Here is a 15,415-nt window from a genome sequence, read left to right as displayed (position 1 = left end):
GAGGAACACAGCAGTGATCACGACAACCGGCGCGGTGGTGGACGGCCCCGGTGCGCCGTTCACCATCCAGGAGATCACCGTGGACGCCCCGCGCGCAGGCGAGGTGCTCGTCCGCATGGTCGCCGCAGGACTGTGCCACACCGACCTGACCGTCCGGGCCGGTGGGATCCCGTTCCCGCTGCCCGGCGTCCTCGGGCACGAGGGCGCGGGCGTCATCGAGCAGATCGGCCCCGGCGTCACCAAGGTCGCCCCCGGCGACAAGGTGCTGCTGACCTTCACCTCCTGCGCGCACTGCGCCGCCTGCCGCGCTGGGCACCCGGCGTACTGCGACACCTGGCTGCCGCGCAACCTCATCGGCGGTGCCCGCGATGACGGCAGCGCCACCCTCTTCCGTGGCGGCGACCCGATCGGCGGGCGCTTCTTCGGCCAGTCCTCGTTCGCCCGGCACGCCTTGGCCGACGAACGCAGCGTGATCCGGGTGGACGCCGACGCGCCCCTGGAGATGCTTGCGCCGCTGGGCTGCGGCGTGCAGACCGGATTCGGCGCGGTCTGGAACGTCCTGTGCCCGACGCCTGGATCAACGCTCGTGGTGTTCGGGGCGGGCGCGGTCGGCCTGTCCGCCGTGATGGCGGCAGCCCAACTGCCGCTGTCGGCGATCATCGCCGTCGATCGCGTTCCCACCCGCCTGGACCTGGCGCTCGAACTGGGCGCCACGCATGTCGTCGACGTCTCCACCGCCGACACCGGCAAGGCGGTCATGGACATCACCGGTGACCGCGGTACCGACTACGCGATCGACACCACCGGCAACCCGAGCGTGCTGCGCACCGCCGTGGACACCCTGTCCATCCGTGGCGCCTGCGCGGTTGTCGGCGCCCCGCCCGCGGGCACCGAGGTTGCACTGGACGTCCAGGGCCTGCTGGTCGGCAAGACGATCATCGGCGTCACCCTCGGCGACGGCGAACCCGGCACGTTGCTGCCACAGCTGGTCGACCTCCACCGACGCGGCCGACTGCCCCTGCACAGGCTCGTCCGGCACTACCCGCCGGAGGAACTGGAAACCGCCGCCGCCGACATGCACCAGGGCGCCACGATCAAACCGGTGATCCGCTTCTGACCACCCCGGCCGGTCTCGGACCTCCTCTCGGCGAGGACGGACGGCGGTGACCCACCGCCCGGTGTGCAGGCGCCGGGTCCGCCTCGGCGAAGACGGCCCGGACGTGATCGTGGGCGGCGGCGCTGCGGCCATCCTTTTCCGCCTTCCGCCAAACGGAGTACAAGTTCCTCCTCGGCGGCATGCTGCAACGCTGCTGCAACATCAGCCATGCCTGATGACCCCGTTGCGGAACACGACGATACTGCGACGAGCCGGCCTTGAGCACGTTTCGCCGGATGAAAGACCTTAAGGCTCGCCATCGCGGGTCGGCCGGTTGCCTGATTCTGTTAGCCATGAACGTTGAGAGCGCACTGACCCTTTTTCATCCTCGGGTGGCCTGGTAGTTCTGCAGGACGGCGATGGCTTTGACGAGGTGGCCGGCCTTGCTGGGGCTGCAGCGCAGTTTGCGGAGGATGCGCCAGCTTTTGAGGTGGGCGTTCGCGCGTTCACCTGGTCCGCGGAGCTTGGCGTGGGAGCGGTTGGCCAGCTTCTGGGACTCGGGCTTGTCCTTCCCTTTGTACGGCGTGATGACGACCGAGGATCCGGCTCCTTGGTACGCCTTGTCGGCCAGGGTGAGGATCCCGGCGGCTCGCAGTGCGCGCGGAATGCCCCACACGCGGGCGGCGGTCAGGTCATGGGCGCGGCCGGGCAGCGCCCCTGACGTCCAGATGATCGTGCCGTCGGGGCTTGCGATGACCTGGATGTTCATCCCGTGGTGCCGGTGTTTGGCCGAGTAGTAGGGCCGGTCGGCTCGCACCCGGTCGGTGGCGATGAGCGTTCCGTCCAGGACCAGCAGATGCAGCCCGTCCTTGCTGGCCGTCCGCAATGCTCGTCCACCAGCACGTCGCGCACCTGACCGCCATGCGCGGTGTCGGCGTCATTACCGCAGCTCAAGCCTGGGTGTCGTGGTCAGGTCCCGGCCGCTTCCGCAACGAGGCCGCTTTCGCCGCTCTGGCCGGTGTGAGCCCGATCCAGGCCAGCAGCGGACGGAACGTCCGGCATCGCCTCAACCCCCACGGCGACCGAGCGCTCAACCCGTGCCCTGCACCACATCGTCAAGTAGTTACGGGTGGGTGAGCGGTGGACCACGCGTCAACTGCCGGGGTAACGGGGACATGACCCCGGTGGCGTGCCATTCGGATGCTGGTCCGTGCGGCGCGGTGCGAGTGGAGTCAGTATGGGTCGCACGCTGAGCTGCGGCCGGTCACGGCGACATGGGCTTGTGCACCGTGGTCTTGGCCATGCCGATCAGCTCATCGCGAGCAACAAACGGCAAGCTGATCGCCTCCGAGCCCTGGCTGACCACGGCGAAGCAGGCGTTGACGCGCTCGCCTGAGCTCGTCGCTTGGGCGTCACTTGCAGAAATCACCTCGGGAGTGCCGAGGAAGTCGGTTGCTGCGAGTACCGACACCACTCATGCTGCTGCCATGGCAGACGGCATCGTCAAGTTCTTCAAACCTGAGAAAGGCTGGGGAGCGATCTCCTCTCCAGCGCTCCCGGATGGCCTCGACGCCTGGGTCCATTTCAGCGTGATCGAGATGGACGGTTACCGGGTTCTGGAAGCCGGAGATCGAGTCGAGTTCGACTACGAAGCTGCTCAACAGGACAGCTTCCGATTCCGAGCGACCCACGTCCGCAGGCCGGGGAGATGACCCGATCAGCTCGGTGCGATGTCTTCCAGCCCGTCTCGAGGAACAACTGCTCGGTGTAGACGCTGCCGGGCTTCATCCCCGCCGACTCGGCCCCCGGGCCCGACACCAGCATGGTCCGAGCGCCGAGCAGCCGGTGTGTGCCGGGCTGCAACCGAGTTCGGTGTCGAACGTGCCGTGTTCGTCCGAAGTCGGTGCGGTCAGTGCGACCGTGGTCCGTCCTCGGAGATCCTTTACCTTCTCGGCGTTATGGATGCCTGATGTGTAAGACCGCCGCGGCAAGCTTGGGGGAGGCGGGCCGGGGCCAGGAGGCCGCCCGCGCTGGTGAGCACGCTACTCGGGCCGCCTTGGCCCACGGGCTGAGCGGTTGCCGCCGCAGCCCGTGCCGATCACCGGCGAGCGCCTCGCGTTGCGCCTGAGTGAGCGGTTGCGGCGGGCAGGCCCGGGGGTCGGCCAGCGCGCCGCTTCCACGCACAGGCCAGCGCGGCCCTGTGACGGCTCCTCTCCGTCGGCGTCATCCGGATGAGGTGCCACTTATTCGGGGTGGTGGCCTGCTGGTATCGGCCGTTGGAGAGTAGGTGTCAGGTCGTCGGCGGTCCCGCCCGCTGCCAGGCCACCCGGTCCGCGGAATCGCGCCAGCGAACGGGCTGCGGAAGACGTCATCGTCCTGGCCTGTCCGCGCTGTCCATTGGTCGTTCTCATGACGACGCCGTTGATCACACAGTCGCCCCTTGCGGTGTGGTACGCCCTCGCCGGTGATCGCATGGCTGTGTCAGTACCTTCCGACGGACTCGGAGGCGGCCTTATGCGAGGCGGTGAGCAGGGTCTGCCGGGCGGTCTGTTCCGTGGTTCGGGCGTTCTCGGGCACCGGAGCCCTCCGCTCGCCGCGATGGCGGTCGCGGCCGGTTTCAGCTTTTCGGCACCTGGCGCAGGTCAACGCCATACCCGAATCCGGCCACACCTGTGCGTCCGGGTCCTTCTCTTGCGCCCCCGCCCGATGTCGACGAACTGGCCCTCGCCGTTCTCGGCTGGGCATCCGATCGTGTTCGGTCTTTTCTTCGTCTCATCTGTAGTGCGAACGGGTCGGCCGGACATGAGGGGGTGCGAGGCCGACCCCGTGGTCTTGCGGAAGGACGTGGTGATGCTGGATCCGCATGACAGATTCGCCCGGGCGTATGAGGAGCATTATCCGGCGATCGTGCGTTACGCGGCGCGCCGGATCGATACGGAGCGCGCCCGTGACGTGGCGATGGAGACCTTCCTGGTCGCCTGGCGGCGGCTGGAAGAGTTGCCGGAGTCCGCAGACGCTGTGCGGCCGTGGCTGTACGGGGTCGCCCGGAAGGTGCTGGCCAACGAACAACGCGCCAACCGGCGGCGGGACCGGCTGCTGGGCAGATTGCACACGGCCCGTGCGCCCGTCGCCGAGCCAGACCACGCGATCTTGACGGTCGAGGCCATGGGCGTGCAGGAGGTCATGCGCCGGCTGTCGCCGCGCGACCAGGAGGTGCTGCAGCTCATCGCCTGGGAGGGCCTGGATGTCGCGACGGCCGCGCAGGTCGTCGGCTGCTCAGCGAAGACGTTGTCGGTGCGGTTGCTGCGTGCCCGCAGGCGCCTGGAATCGGTGCTCGCCGCCGATGACGCTCACCCGTCGGCGGCGGCCGCGCCGCCCGGACGTTACGCCACCACCGAAAGGAGCCGGTCATGACCAAGTTCGGTGCGACCAACGCCGACCAGACCATCGACGAGGCGGTCGCGTACACCAGGAACGTCCTGGCGTGGGGGAATCCCGTGAACGACACCGACTTGTCCGACGCCGCCCACGATGAGCGCGGGAGGGCGGACTTCTACCGGATCCTGAACAGCCAGGAGCCCTCCAAGTCCCGCAGCCGGCGTCGGCGCTGGACGGTCGTCGCGGCCACGACGCTGATCCTGGCGGGGTTCGGAGCGACGGCTGACGCCACCGGCATCGTCCCGACCGGGGTCATCAAGAGCTTGCGCGCCGGCGGCGACAGCAACCTGCGGCCGCTTCCTGACAAAGCCGAACTGCGTAGCCAGACCCGAAGCCCCGACGGCGATGTCGTCCAGTACTGGGAGGCGCCGAACAACACCAAGGGGATCTGCTCCTACATCCGCGTCATCGCGCACCACGGCAAGGAAGAAACAGACGGCGGTGGCGTCAGCTGCGCGATGCCCGACAACACCCCAGGCGTACAGAAGACGGCATGGGACCGCGTGGCGCATATCGAGTGGGAGCCGGCCTTCGGTGATCGGATGGCCGCATACGGGCACATCCAGCCCGGGCTGAAGACGGTGACGCTGCAGGTGACGCTGACCGACGGCAGGCGCCTGGCCGTCCCCGTCCAGCGGGACGGCTACTTCCTGACGATCCTCCCGGCCGATGTGGAGACTCAAAAGATCCCGGCCGATGTTCAGGCCCACGGACAGCCCGCCATCAGCGCGTGGCTGCGGACCCACCCGGGAGTCCGAGTCCAGACCGTCGCCGCGCTCGACGCGAACGGCAAGACCCTGGTGACCGACCACGAGGACATCTCGGCGCCATAGGCACCCGCGCGGTTCCGGCCACCAGATCCGGACAAACGGGGCAACGGTGTCCCGTCCCGCAAAGGGATGGGACACACCCACGCCGTGCGTAGCGGCAATGTCCGAGCAGCAAGGTTGGGCATCAGCGATCTGCCGCTCCGGGACCGGTGATCAGGGTTTCCTCGCCGGCTGAGCCGCCCCACACACGATTGAGCCGCCCCACACACGATCACGAAAGCCGGCGGATGTCCGTGGAGAACGCCGCGGTGCAGCGGACCGGCCGGTATCACTTGTGGCCGTTCTCGGCAGGGAAGGAACGCGAGTTGTCCACCGTGCGGCCGACGAGGACGGCCGCGCCTGCGCGTTGAAACTGCTGAAGTCCGAACTACTCGCCGAAGACCTTCGGTGTCGCGCACGCCGCCGAGCCCATGTGACGAGGGACGGGCAGGCCCGCCTCCGCTCCAGCAAGTCGCTCACGCAATTCCGCACGCTCCGCAGAGGGGCAAGGAGCCACACGCATGTCCATCGTGTTGATCTATTACCTGCTGCTCGCGGCCGGCTGCGTCGCCGTATTCGGTCGGCTCGTGGTCGAGCAGCGCCGTCACACCCGGAACCTCGAGCGGATCCCCGTGCGGATCATGGTGAACGGGATCCGCGGCAAGAGTTCGGTCACCCGTCTTACCGCCGGGGCCTTGCGCGGGCCGGGCCGTACGGTCGTGGCGAAGACCACCGGGTCCGCGGCGCGGTTCATCGCGCCGGACGCGACCGAGACCCCGATCTCCCGCCGGTTCGGGGTGGTGAACGTCATCGAGCAGGTCGACGTCGTACGGCGCGCGGCCGAGCTGGACGCCACCTGTCTGGTGGCCGAGTGCATGGCCGTGCAGCCGGACCTGCAGGGGTTGAACCAGAACAAGCTCATCAAGTCCACGATCGGGATCATCACCAATGTCCGCCTCGACCACGTCGAGGAGATGGGCCCGACGCTGGAGGACATCGCCCGGTCACTGTCACGGTCGATGCCCTGGGACGGGGTGTGCTTCACCACCGAGCGCGAGCACTTCAACGTCCTGGCGTACGAGGCGCTGCGGCGGAACTGCACGCTCATCAGCGTGAACCCCGACAACGTAACTGACACGGAGATGGCCGGCTTCGACTGGATCACCTTCAAGGACAACGTCGCCCTCGCCCTCGCCGTCGCCGACTACCTGGGCGTCCCACGCCGCGAGGCTCTTGCCGGGATGTACGCCGCGCCGCCGGACCCGGGCGTGCTGCGGGTCGAGCGGCGGCAGGTCGGTGGCGCCGAGCTGCACGCGGTCAACCTGTTCGCCGCGAACGACCCGCAGTCAACGCTGATGAACATCGAGCTGCTGAACTTGACCGGTCGGGACGTGCAAGTCGTCATCAACTGCCGGGCCGACCGGATGGAACGCAACGCTCAGATGGGGGAGATCGTCGCGGCGATCGACCCGTCGCAGGTGTACCTGATCGGCTCCCCGACCCGCTCGGCGTACCGCGCGATCTCCCCGTCGCATCAGCCCCGTGTCGTCGACCTGGGCGGCGAGGAGCACACCGGCCCGGCGCTGCTGGAGCGCATCGGCGCGCGCCTTCGACCGGCCACGACCCTTCTCATGATCGGCAACATCCACGGCCGGGGCGAGCACCTGCTCGACGCCCTCGGCATGGGCTCAGTGAACTAGGAGACCTCCCCATGAGACTGATTCCCGCGGTCGGCATCGATGTCGGCCCGACCCTGTCCGCGGTGATCCTGGCGATCGGCCTGCTCTGCGCACTCATCTGCTACCTGGTCACCAACCTGTCTCCAGGCGGGCTGATCGTCCCGGGGTGGTTCGCCCTCACGGTGGTCGAGTGGCCCAAGACCCTGCTCATCGGCGCCGGCGCGACCGTCGTGACCTACCTGGTGATGATGCTGCTGCGCCGGAACGCGATCCTGTACGGCAAGCGGCTGTTCGCGGCGACCGTCTTGGTCGGTGTCCTGATCGAAGTCGGCCTGTTCCTCACCTTGCGAGGGCGATTCCCCGGATTGTTCCCGCATGACACTCTCGGGCTGGTCGTGCCGGGCCTGATCGCCTACCAGGCGTCCAAGCAGCGGATCATGCCCACGCTGGTGTCGCTGGTGTCGGTCGCCGCGGCGGCTTGCGTGATGCTCACAGCGGGGGTCGCGCTGTCATGAGGAAACCCATCATCGGCCTGGTGGCCGTGGCCAGTGCGGCGGTCATCGCGTTGGTCCCGCAGATGAACCACGCGATCGTGGATGCGAAGCAGCGCGCACACGTCGGGCACTCGGCACGGCCGTTGCTTCCCGGTTACCGGTACATCCGGTCCCAGCGCCCGGACCGTACGAACGTGTACAACGAGCGGGACCACCTGGTCGCGACCCTGACCGAGGGCGCCCGCACCGTGGTGTTCCGGCCGAGGGAGCGCACGTTCTCAGATCCGCAGGCGGCCGCGCCCGTCCGCACCAATGCGTGGGTCCGGTTCGCGCCGACGCCGTGGCGGTTCGGCCAGCAGGACACCACGGCGTTCCGGGCCTGGTTCGCGCGCGAGGTGACCAACACATCGCCGGACCTGTTCGCTCACGCGATGCGCTACCTCACCGGGCACGCCGAGGACGCCGGGTTCGGCCGGTACGCCAAAGATGATGTGCACCGGGTACGCGGCGCGGACTGGAACGACTACCTCGGCGTCGCCTGGGGCGATCTCCAACCCGATCCGCGCCTACGCCGGAACCTGGACTGCTCCGGGTACGTGCGGCTCGTCTATGGCCACGACATGGGCGTCAAGCTGTACCCCGACACCGGCTTGCACGCGGACGGCCTCGGCCGGTTCTCGCGCTCGATGGCGGCCGGTACGCCAGGCGTGGTCATCGCCGACAGCCGCCCCGAACAGCTGACCGACCTCGACGAGCTCCAGCCGGGAGACCTGGTGTTCTTCGCCCTGCACTCGCGCACGCGAATCTCGCACATGGGGTTCTACCTCGGCCGGGACGAGCAGGGGCACCGCCGGTACCTGTCTTCGCGGATGCGCGCGAACGGCCCGACGTTCGGCGACGCGGGCGGCGCAGCGGTTCTGGACGGAGACGGATACTACGCCCGGCACCTGCGGCTCGTGCGACGCCTGTGACCGCTCCCCGACCGCCGGCGGCTGGGCAGATGCTCGCTGCTCGGTGCCCGACGGCACCCCAGGCGTACAGAAGACGGGCATGGGACCGCGTGGCACATATCGCGTGGGAGCTGGCTTTCGGTGATCGGATGACCGGATACGGGCACAACCGGCCTGAGCTGAAGACGGTGACGCTGACCAACGGCAGGCGTCTGGCTGTCCCCGTCCAGCGTGGAATCCAGGGGAACGTGCTGCAGCGGAGGCAGGCGCCGCGGTCGCTGTGAACGTTCTCGGCGTCATCGTCTTCACGCTGGCGTCGCTCTCAACAGCCAGATGACTGATCTTCGGCCGTGCGCCATCACGGTGGGCATCAGCGATCTGCCGCCCCGGCCCGTGATCAGGCTCTCCTCGGCGGCTGAGCCGCCCAACAATCGATCAAGAAAGCCAGAGGACTTGCGTGGAGAACGCCGTAGGGCAGCGGATCGGCCGGTACCGCCTCGTGACCGCGCTCGGCGCGGGAGGCATGGGTGTCGTCTACCGAGCGACCGACCAGCACGGCCACCAGTACGCGCTGAAACTGCTGAAGCCCGAACTGGCCGAGCACGCCACCTTCCACAGGCGGCTGGCCCGTGAGGTCGACACGATGCGCCGGGTGCGCAGTCCGCACGTCGCGGAGGTGATCGACGCGGACGTGACAGCGGAGCGGCCGTACATCGTGACCCGCTTCATCGACGGCCAGCCCCTCGATACCGTCGTCCAGGCGATCGGGCCGCTTCACACCGAGCTACTCCTGCGGCTGTCGGCAGGCCTGGCCGAAGGGCTCGTCGCGATCCACGAGGCGGAGATCGTCCACCGCGACGTCAAGCCCAACAACGTCATGCTCGTCGACGGCGACCCGGTACTGATCGACTTCGGTATCGCACACGCCACCGACGCCACCCGCCTCACCCAGACCGGGATGTTCATCGGTACGCCGGGCTACCTGGGCCCCGAAGTCATCGAGGGAAAACCGCCCGGACCAGCGGTGGACATCTACGGATGGGCCGCGACGGTGGCGTTCGCGGCGACCGGCCGGTCGCCATTCGGCACCGGATCGCTGCACGCCGTGCTCGCCCGCGCCATCTCCGGCGAACCAGATGTCGAGGGGGTGCCCCCGCAGCTGGAACCGCAGCTGAAAGCGGCTCTCGCCCGTGACCCGCGGGACCGCCCGTCGGCGACGCAGATCGCGGCCTGGGCACGTCGGGGCCACGCCGCCGCGCCGGCACTTCCCACCGCACTCACCCCCGCCGACCAGGCGGACTCCACGACGCCGACCGCCATTGCCGTGGACTTCGGTCCGGTGGCCGGTCACCCATCACCGGACTGGCCCGCACCGAAAGCCGCCCGATCGCCGACTGCGGTCCGATCGGCGAAGACACCCGGGTCATCGGCGGAACATCGCTCATCGGCAAATGCCGCGCCACCGGCCCGACCGGCAGTCGCGGCCGAACGCACAACGGCGGCGCACCGCAGACCGACCCGGCGCCGCAAGCCGCCGTCGCGTTACCCCAGGAAGACGATATCGACCGCGCACATCGCCCTCACGCTCGTAGCAACCGCCTGGATCTTCTGGAAGCTCACTCCGGCGCCGTCGGGGTACCTGCCGATTGATGGACCGTCCGGCTACATGCACATCCTGTGGTTCAAGATTCTCTCGCTGATTCCCGGCTGAGCCGACCGGCGATCGAACCACCCGGATCGTCGATCTGCCGTACTCCTCAACAGACGCCAGACCCGGCGTCACGGGTTGTGCGCGCTGGCGACGGTGCCCGGTGCCCCAGACAGCTGCGGCGGCCGATGAGGAAACGAGTGTGACGTCAGCAGGGCTGGTCGCCGGGTCCGGATCTGTCCGGTGGTCGTGAGATCCCGTCGGCGATGCCGGCCAGCTCGTCGAGTGTCGTGTCGACGCGGTCGAGTGGGATGCCCGGCGGCCGGGCCCTGATCCATTCCCAGGTCACGATGGACGTCCCGGAGGCACGCCACGCCCGGCCGGTGCCCTGGAGCAGCATCGGGGCCAGTGCGCTCACCGCCCAGGACGCCCATGCGGGATCGGCGGTGTGGACGTGGAAGCGCTCGTCGATGCGCGGGTCCGCCGTGGTGATCCCCGGCCGTGGCGGCAGCATGGCGGTACGGGGCGTGAGCTGCAGGCGGGGGACGCGTGCCGGCAGGTCCACCAGCGCGGCGATCCAGTAGCTCGAACTCTCCCGGCCGCGCCGGCCGAAACCGTCGTCGAGGATTTCCTGCTCGGCCGTGTAAAGGAACACCACCGCCGATCCTGCGCGGTGGGCACCGCGCATGACGTGGAACAGCCGGTGCCGTCGCCGGCCGGGCACGTAGTACGGCGTCGGTTCGGGGAGTTGGGGGTGGAACGGTTCACCGTGCAGCCGTTCCAGGAGGGCTCGGTGCTCTTCCGCCGAGGTGATCAAGGTCCAGCCACGCGCCTCCGCGAACTCACGGACGGCCCGGACGCCGTCGCGATGGTCCCGCATGAATCCCACGGATCGCACTGTAATCCCACACCCGGTCATCACCGGCCACAAGACCAGCCCCAATCAACTCGACCCATGGCACCACCGCAGCCGACAGCAGGGTGTGTGGGCTCGTCATATCCGACTCGAGCGGGGGTTCACCGGCGGCCGCCGTGTCTGCCCTTGCGGGCGGCGTCCAGGCCCTCGCGAATGGACTCGCGGATGCTATCGCGTTCGGTCTCGGTCATCGCGGCGAAGAAGCTGAATAGGATCCGGCCCAGCCGGACGGGTCGCAGATGCCCGGCAGCCGGCTGGCGAGCATTTCGGTGGGGCCGTCAGTCGGCGAGCGCTGTCAACTCGGCGGCATCCCACCACAGTTGCCGGCGCTTTCCGGCGGAATTCAGCGCGCGGCGTGGCGAGTGAGATTTCCCTGGCGGGAAATTCCAGGGCGGGTACGAAGAAAGATGATCAATGCGCCGAGACCTGAGGCCAGCGATATCAGCATGAGAGGCGCGCGCACCGCGTACTCGCGTATGACGCCGATGCTGTCCGCGTACGCAATCGTGGACGGGTGTCGCGGATCGTAGACGACGGCGAGTTTCTCGCCGGTGCGCGCATACTTACACCCGTAGAACTTTTCCACCTCGATCTTCGGCGTGCCATGGCTCCGGTCGACGAAAGTGATGTCGCAGGAGTTGCCCGTGGATCCCAGCACATCGGCAGTGACCCGGACGCCGTGGTGTCGGAGCAGCTCGGCGTGCCGCTGGGCGTCGCGGATCGCGAAGGTCGGCAGTGTCACCGCGATGGCGGCGAACAGAAGACACCACACCCAGTTGGCGGCGGAACGATGAGTACGGAGGTTTCCAGCCGGTCCAACAGCCAAAGCAGTACTCCCTGTGCCATGCCGCGTTCGGTCCCCGTGCCGCACCGCAGATTGAGGGGCCCCGCGCTTTCCGGACAGCTGACTGATGGGTGATCCGCGGGCAGATCTACGCTGCTTGCTGCCGGCCCAGATACTCTATGTGGACCTCAAGAGGGGTCCGATACCCGTTCGCGGAATGAAGTCTGCGTCGATTATAGAAGCCCTCGATGTATTGCACAACCGCGCGGCGTGCTTTGCTGCGTGTGGCAAATACCATACGGTTGAGCCACTCGTTCTTCAACGCTCCGAAGAACGATTCCGCCATCGCGTTGTCCCAGCAAACCCCGGTTCTTCCAACCGACCTGCGCATGCCGTATCGGCGCAGGTGCCGGCCGAACTCATCGCTCGTATGGTTCGACCCGCGATCGCTATGGAAGATGCAGCCCTCCTCGATGTTGACGTTTCCGGCTGCCGAGTCCAGGGCGGTCATGATGAGCGAGGTCTTGAAGTGATCGGCCATCGCCCAACCGACCACCATCTTCGAATGGCAATCGATCACGGTCGCCAAATATAGAAAGCCTTCCCAGGTCGGGATGTATGTAATATCACCGACCAGCTTGGTGCCTGGACGCTCGGCGGTGAAGATCCGGTTGACCAGGTCGGGGATCGCACCGGGCTCGCCGGCCTGGGTGGTGACCGGCCGCCACGGCCGCGGCTGCACCGGCACAAGCCCCAGCTCGCGCATCAACTGCCGCACCAGCTCCGGCGAGACCTGCTCACCCGAGCGCGCCAGCACCGCGTGGACACGCCGATAGCCGTAGGTCTCGTGGTTGGCCTCGAACACCGCCTCGATCATCGGCTTGAGGCGTTCCCGGCGTTCGGCAGTCGCCGACAACGGACGAGTCCGCCAGTCATAGAAGCCGGACCGGGAAACGCGCAGCCAGGCGCACATGTCAATGATGGCGTGGTTGGCCTTCTCCGCATCGATGAGCTCGTACTTGGCGCTCACCGATGATCCTTCGCGAAGAAGGCCGCGGCTTTTACCAGAAAGGCGTTCTCCTCGCGGAGCCTCCGGTTCTCCCGCTCGAGCTCAAGTTCCCGGGCGCTCTTCTTCTCGCCGCCGCCGCTTTCCGTCGACGCGTCGCCGCCGTGCCGCCTGCGGTAGTCCTTGACCCAGTTACCAAGCGTCGTGTCGTGGATCCCGACCTCACGGGCTACATGGGCGATGGGGCGTGGGCCGTCCAGGACCATGCGGACGATCTCGTCCTTGTGCTCCCGGGTGAAATGCCGCCTCTGTCGTGCCAACGACCTTCCCTTCCGGTTCTCCTCAACCCTAGTTGGGGACCTGTCCGGAAGATCCAGGGCGCCTCAGTACAGCGGATGAGGTACCTGGCAGCCGTGCGTCGGTGGCGACTTCACGGACTGTTACAGCGACCTGAAGAGGGTCGGATCTGCCCGCAAAGGAGAGGAAGCATCATGCCGCAGTCACCGCGCGCCCAAGCGAACAAGGAAGCAAGGGATGCGGGAACCGCTGCCAACGTAGCCGGCTGCAGGGTCGTTACCGCAGCCCAGCAGCTGGTCAACGACCGCTACTCACCCGCTGCGAAGCAGCGGCTGGCGGACGCCATCGCTGAGGGGGAAAAGGCCATGGCGAAGGCGGACGAGAAAACACAAGAGGCCATCGACACCAAGTGAGGCCCTGGGGGCCAGCTAGGTAACGGACGGCCGGTACTGGCACCTTGGGAACCCGGCAAGGGCCGGAACTGATCTATCCCTGTTTCGGTGGTTCGTCGCAGCCATCGGAGCAGGGATTTCCTTTCGCCCGGGCTGGCCGTCTCGCCGGTGATCCTGGCGTCCGAGTCGGCCTTCGGGCCCACGGCGGTGCCGTCGGCCCCGTCCCGCGCGTCGTGCCGTCCCCTCGCCCGGCGCCCGCTTCCCACGGCCCTGGCCGCCTCGAAGTGACGATGCTGACCTGCGCGGTCCGCGCTGTGTCGATGGGGCTGCAAACGCTTGGCGCGCCTTTGACCACGTGCACGGTCCACTCCGGCTCCGCCCAGAGCACGCGGGATGGTTCGGCCAGTGGTCAATGGCCAAGCTAAGGACTCGTGTCACCGGGACGCCGGGCTTCGTGGGGCCCGGAGGGTTGCCGCAGTCTGCCGAGTGCGGTGGCGATTTCTGGGTCGTCTCGGCCGTGCCGGCTGGTTATCCAGCGTGTCATTGCGTCGGCGTCGGCGTCTCTCAGGACGCGGTCGCGCAGCCGCTGATGCAACCGTTGGCGCAGCGCCACAATTCCTGGCGCGCGGGAGGCGGGCAGCAACGGGCCCGGGTAGCGATCCAGTAGTTCGGCCAGCCCTGCAGCGGCGAGGTCACGGTCGAAGTCGATGAAGTCGGCCTGGATCGGGCCGGTCAGCCGGTACGGCTCCGAGGCGAGGCGATATCCGACCAGGCGGCGCAGCCGTGCCAGCTCGGCGCGTATGGTGACCGCCTTCCCGCCCGGGCCGTAGATCTCGTGGGCCAGTTGCTCAGCGGTCAGGCCGCTGGGAGTGGACAGCAGAACGGCCATCAACTCGCCGTGACGGCCACTGAGCTCGTGGCCGACACCGTCCACCCGCAGCCACGCACGGCGGGCTCCCAGCCCACCGAAGACCAGGACGTCTTGATCTGCGATCGTGGTGGGCTGCGCCAAGACGAAGAAAGGACCGCCGGGCGCCAGTCGTTCGGCGATCATCGTTCGCCCATCGGGCAGCAGTGTGAGGCCCTCCGCCATGGGTTCGGGCAGCCGCCGCGGCAGCCAGCGGGGTGGGGAGGCTTGGATGACGTGGCCGTCCGGGGTGACGATCGCGCTGTTCACGCCCGTACGACGGGTCAGGCGGTCGAGGTAGAGATCATGCTGTCGTGCATGCTCGCGGGCGGCCGCCTCACGCAGACATGACTCGGCCACGCGGGCGGCACTGGTCACCGCCGCGAGACTCAGTTCACGAGGGACTTTCACACTGTTGGTGAGGTCGACGACCCCCAGGAGAGAGCCGGTCAGCGGATCGCGAATCGGCGCGCCCGAACAGGTGAAGGAGGTCGCCACGGACATGTAGTGCTCGGCGCCGTATACCTGGAAAGGTCGCTGCGTCACCAGGGTGGTCCCGACGCCGTTGGTCCCGGCGGCCTTCTCGTTCCAGGACGCCCCCAAGACCAGGTGCACCCGCTCGGCCTGCCGCAGCGTGCTCGCCTCCCCCGCCGACCACATCAGGTTTCCGGAGGCGTCACTGACGAAGAGGATGTGACCAGGTTCGGAGACTGCCGCACGCAGGGTTCCCAGCAGCGTCGGCCAGACCTGGGCGAGAGCATGCTCACGCCTATGCGCCACCACGTCGTCCTCGGCCAGCAGCACCGGGGGCAGCTGCCGGTCGGGGTTCACTCCGCTGCGCCGGGCGCGCTCCCAGGAGTGGAGTACGGCCTGCCGCGCTGCTGCGGCGTTCCCGCCAAGCGCCAGCTCACGCTGCCGCTCCAGCCGACGGATCTCAGATCGCTCATCCATAGGACCGCTTGTCAAGTTAGGGTGCCGCACCCGGGCGCGCAACCCCAT

15 protein-coding genes and 2 pseudogenes are annotated in these 15,415 nt (G+C 68.1%); 11 read left to right on the top strand and 6 right to left on the bottom strand.

The genetic code is table 11. The features are described 5' to 3' along the window. The first annotated feature begins 13 nt into the window (after positions 1-13). The gene (locus tag ACQPXG_RS35560; RefSeq protein WP_433463520.1) at positions 14-1,117 is read left to right on the top strand and encodes an NAD(P)-dependent alcohol dehydrogenase; all 1,104 of its coding nucleotides are present in this window, start codon (positions 14-16) and stop codon (positions 1,115-1,117) included. 361 nt (positions 1,118-1,478) lie between these two features. Here the strand turns inward: ACQPXG_RS35560 and ACQPXG_RS35555 are convergent. Beyond that, positions 1,479-1,985, bottom strand: a pseudogene (locus ACQPXG_RS35555) (HARBI1 family protein); the annotation flags it as partial. Positions 1,986-2,017: 32 nt separating this feature from the next. Here ACQPXG_RS35555 and ACQPXG_RS35550 point away from each other — a divergent pair. Beyond that, positions 2,018-2,191 (top strand): annotated as a pseudogene (locus tag ACQPXG_RS35550) (transposase); the annotation flags it as partial. 169 nt (positions 2,192-2,360) lie between these two features. Here the strand turns inward: ACQPXG_RS35550 and ACQPXG_RS35545 are convergent. Then, on the bottom strand, positions 2,361-2,567 hold the full coding sequence (locus tag ACQPXG_RS35545; protein ID WP_433463519.1) for a hypothetical protein: 207 nt from the start codon (positions 2,565-2,567) through the stop codon (positions 2,361-2,363). 16 nt (positions 2,568-2,583) lie between these two features. Here ACQPXG_RS35545 and ACQPXG_RS35540 point away from each other — a divergent pair, with 16 nt between their 5' ends. The 8 genes from ACQPXG_RS35540 (at position 2,584) to ACQPXG_RS35505 (ending at position 10,177) form a co-directional block, all read left to right on the top strand. Beyond that, entirely contained in the window at positions 2,584-2,808 is a 225-nt protein-coding gene (locus ACQPXG_RS35540; protein WP_433463518.1) for a cold-shock protein, read from the top strand. Between the two features lie 1,138 nt (positions 2,809-3,946). After that, positions 3,947-4,510, top strand: a complete 564-nt coding sequence (locus ACQPXG_RS35535; RefSeq protein ID WP_433463517.1) for an RNA polymerase sigma factor — start codon at positions 3,947-3,949, stop codon at positions 4,508-4,510. Continuing rightward, positions 4,507-5,367 carry a hypothetical protein gene (locus ACQPXG_RS35530; RefSeq protein ID WP_433463516.1) on the top strand — a complete coding sequence of 287 codons (861 nt, stop codon included), beginning with the start codon at positions 4,507-4,509 and terminating at the stop codon, positions 5,365-5,367. Before ACQPXG_RS35535 ends, ACQPXG_RS35530 begins: the two co-directional genes overlap by 4 nt. Before the next feature lie 497 nt (positions 5,368-5,864). Continuing rightward, complete coding sequence (pgsB, locus tag ACQPXG_RS35525; RefSeq protein ID WP_433463515.1) at positions 5,865-7,043, top strand: poly-gamma-glutamate synthase PgsB; 1,179 nt, start codon at positions 5,865-5,867, stop codon at positions 7,041-7,043. An 11-nt stretch (positions 7,044-7,054) separates the two neighbouring features. Next, positions 7,055-7,537, top strand: a complete 483-nt coding sequence (locus ACQPXG_RS35520) for a poly-gamma-glutamate biosynthesis protein PgsC/CapC (protein ID WP_433463514.1) — start codon at positions 7,055-7,057, stop codon at positions 7,535-7,537. After that, positions 7,534-8,487 (top strand): NlpC/P60 family protein, encoded by a 954-nt coding sequence (locus ACQPXG_RS35515; protein WP_433463513.1) that lies wholly within the window; start codon positions 7,534-7,536, stop codon positions 8,485-8,487. The genes ACQPXG_RS35520 and ACQPXG_RS35515 overlap by 4 nt, the downstream gene beginning before the upstream one ends. An 89-nt stretch (positions 8,488-8,576) precedes the next feature. Beyond that, positions 8,577-8,750: a hypothetical protein gene (locus tag ACQPXG_RS35510; protein ID WP_433463512.1), complete on the top strand. Its 174-nt coding sequence runs from the start codon at positions 8,577-8,579 to the stop codon at positions 8,748-8,750. Between the two features lie 215 nt (positions 8,751-8,965). After that, on the top strand, positions 8,966-10,177 hold the full coding sequence (locus ACQPXG_RS35505) for a serine/threonine-protein kinase (protein ID WP_433463511.1): 1,212 nt from the start codon (positions 8,966-8,968) through the stop codon (positions 10,175-10,177). Between the two features lie 145 nt (positions 10,178-10,322). Here ACQPXG_RS35505 and ACQPXG_RS35500 read toward each other — a convergent pair whose 3' ends face one another. From ACQPXG_RS35500 to ACQPXG_RS35490, 3 genes are all read right to left on the bottom strand, one after another. Continuing rightward, positions 10,323-11,003 carry a hypothetical protein gene (locus tag ACQPXG_RS35500; protein ID WP_433463510.1) on the bottom strand — a complete coding sequence of 227 codons (681 nt, stop codon included), beginning with the start codon at positions 11,001-11,003 and terminating at the stop codon, positions 10,323-10,325. 370 nt (positions 11,004-11,373) lie between these two features. After that, positions 11,374-11,856 carry a hypothetical protein gene (locus ACQPXG_RS35495; RefSeq protein WP_433463509.1) on the bottom strand — a complete coding sequence of 161 codons (483 nt, stop codon included), beginning with the start codon at positions 11,854-11,856 and terminating at the stop codon, positions 11,374-11,376. Positions 11,857-11,962: 106 nt separating this feature from the next. Next, positions 11,963-13,140 (bottom strand): IS3 family transposase gene (locus tag ACQPXG_RS35490; protein WP_433463508.1). Its coding sequence is split into 2 segments (ribosomal slippage): positions 11,963-12,879 and positions 12,879-13,140, totalling 1,179 coding nucleotides; the frame shifts between segments, so codons are not numbered across the junction. Positions 13,141-13,311: 171 nt separating this feature from the next. On the opposite strand from ACQPXG_RS35490, the gene ACQPXG_RS35485 reads away from it, so the two are divergent. Beyond that, the gene (locus ACQPXG_RS35485; protein ID WP_433463507.1) at positions 13,312-13,530 is read left to right on the top strand and encodes a hypothetical protein; all 219 of its coding nucleotides are present in this window, start codon (positions 13,312-13,314) and stop codon (positions 13,528-13,530) included. 400 nt (positions 13,531-13,930) lie between these two features. On the opposite strand, the gene ACQPXG_RS35480 is transcribed toward ACQPXG_RS35485, so the two are convergent. Continuing rightward, on the bottom strand, positions 13,931-15,367 hold the full coding sequence (locus ACQPXG_RS35480) for a hypothetical protein (protein WP_433463506.1): 1,437 nt from the start codon (positions 15,365-15,367) through the stop codon (positions 13,931-13,933). Between the last annotated feature and the right edge of the window lie 48 nt (positions 15,368-15,415).

The organism is Spirillospora sp. CA-128828, from assembly GCF_050945415.1.
In the GTDB taxonomy this organism is placed as follows: Bacteria; Actinomycetota; Actinomycetes; order Streptosporangiales; family Streptosporangiaceae; genus Spirillospora.
The sequence above is the reverse complement of the archived record's forward strand: the minus strand, read 5'-3'. Positions and strand labels throughout refer to the sequence as shown.

Excerpts from the sequence above, each read along its gene's own strand:
- ACQPXG_RS35480 (WP_433463506.1), bottom strand. The coding sequence starts at position 15,367 with ATGGATGAGCGATCTGAGATCCGTCGGCTGGAGCGGCAGCGTGAGCTG.
- ACQPXG_RS35535 (WP_433463517.1), top strand. The coding sequence starts at position 3,947 with ATGCTGGATCCGCATGACAGATTCGCCCGGGCGTATGAGGAGCATTAT.
- ACQPXG_RS35485 (WP_433463507.1), top strand. The coding sequence starts at position 13,312 with ATGCCGCAGTCACCGCGCGCCCAAGCGAACAAGGAAGCAAGGGATGCG.
- ACQPXG_RS35515 (WP_433463513.1), top strand. The coding sequence starts at position 7,534 with ATGAGGAAACCCATCATCGGCCTGGTGGCCGTGGCCAGTGCGGCGGTC.
- ACQPXG_RS35540 (WP_433463518.1), top strand. The coding sequence starts at position 2,584 with ATGGCAGACGGCATCGTCAAGTTCTTCAAACCTGAGAAAGGCTGGGGA.
- ACQPXG_RS35530 (WP_433463516.1), top strand. The coding sequence starts at position 4,507 with ATGACCAAGTTCGGTGCGACCAACGCCGACCAGACCATCGACGAGGCG.
- ACQPXG_RS35520 (WP_433463514.1), top strand. The coding sequence starts at position 7,055 with ATGAGACTGATTCCCGCGGTCGGCATCGATGTCGGCCCGACCCTGTCC.
- pgsB (WP_433463515.1), top strand. The coding sequence starts at position 5,865 with ATGTCCATCGTGTTGATCTATTACCTGCTGCTCGCGGCCGGCTGCGTC.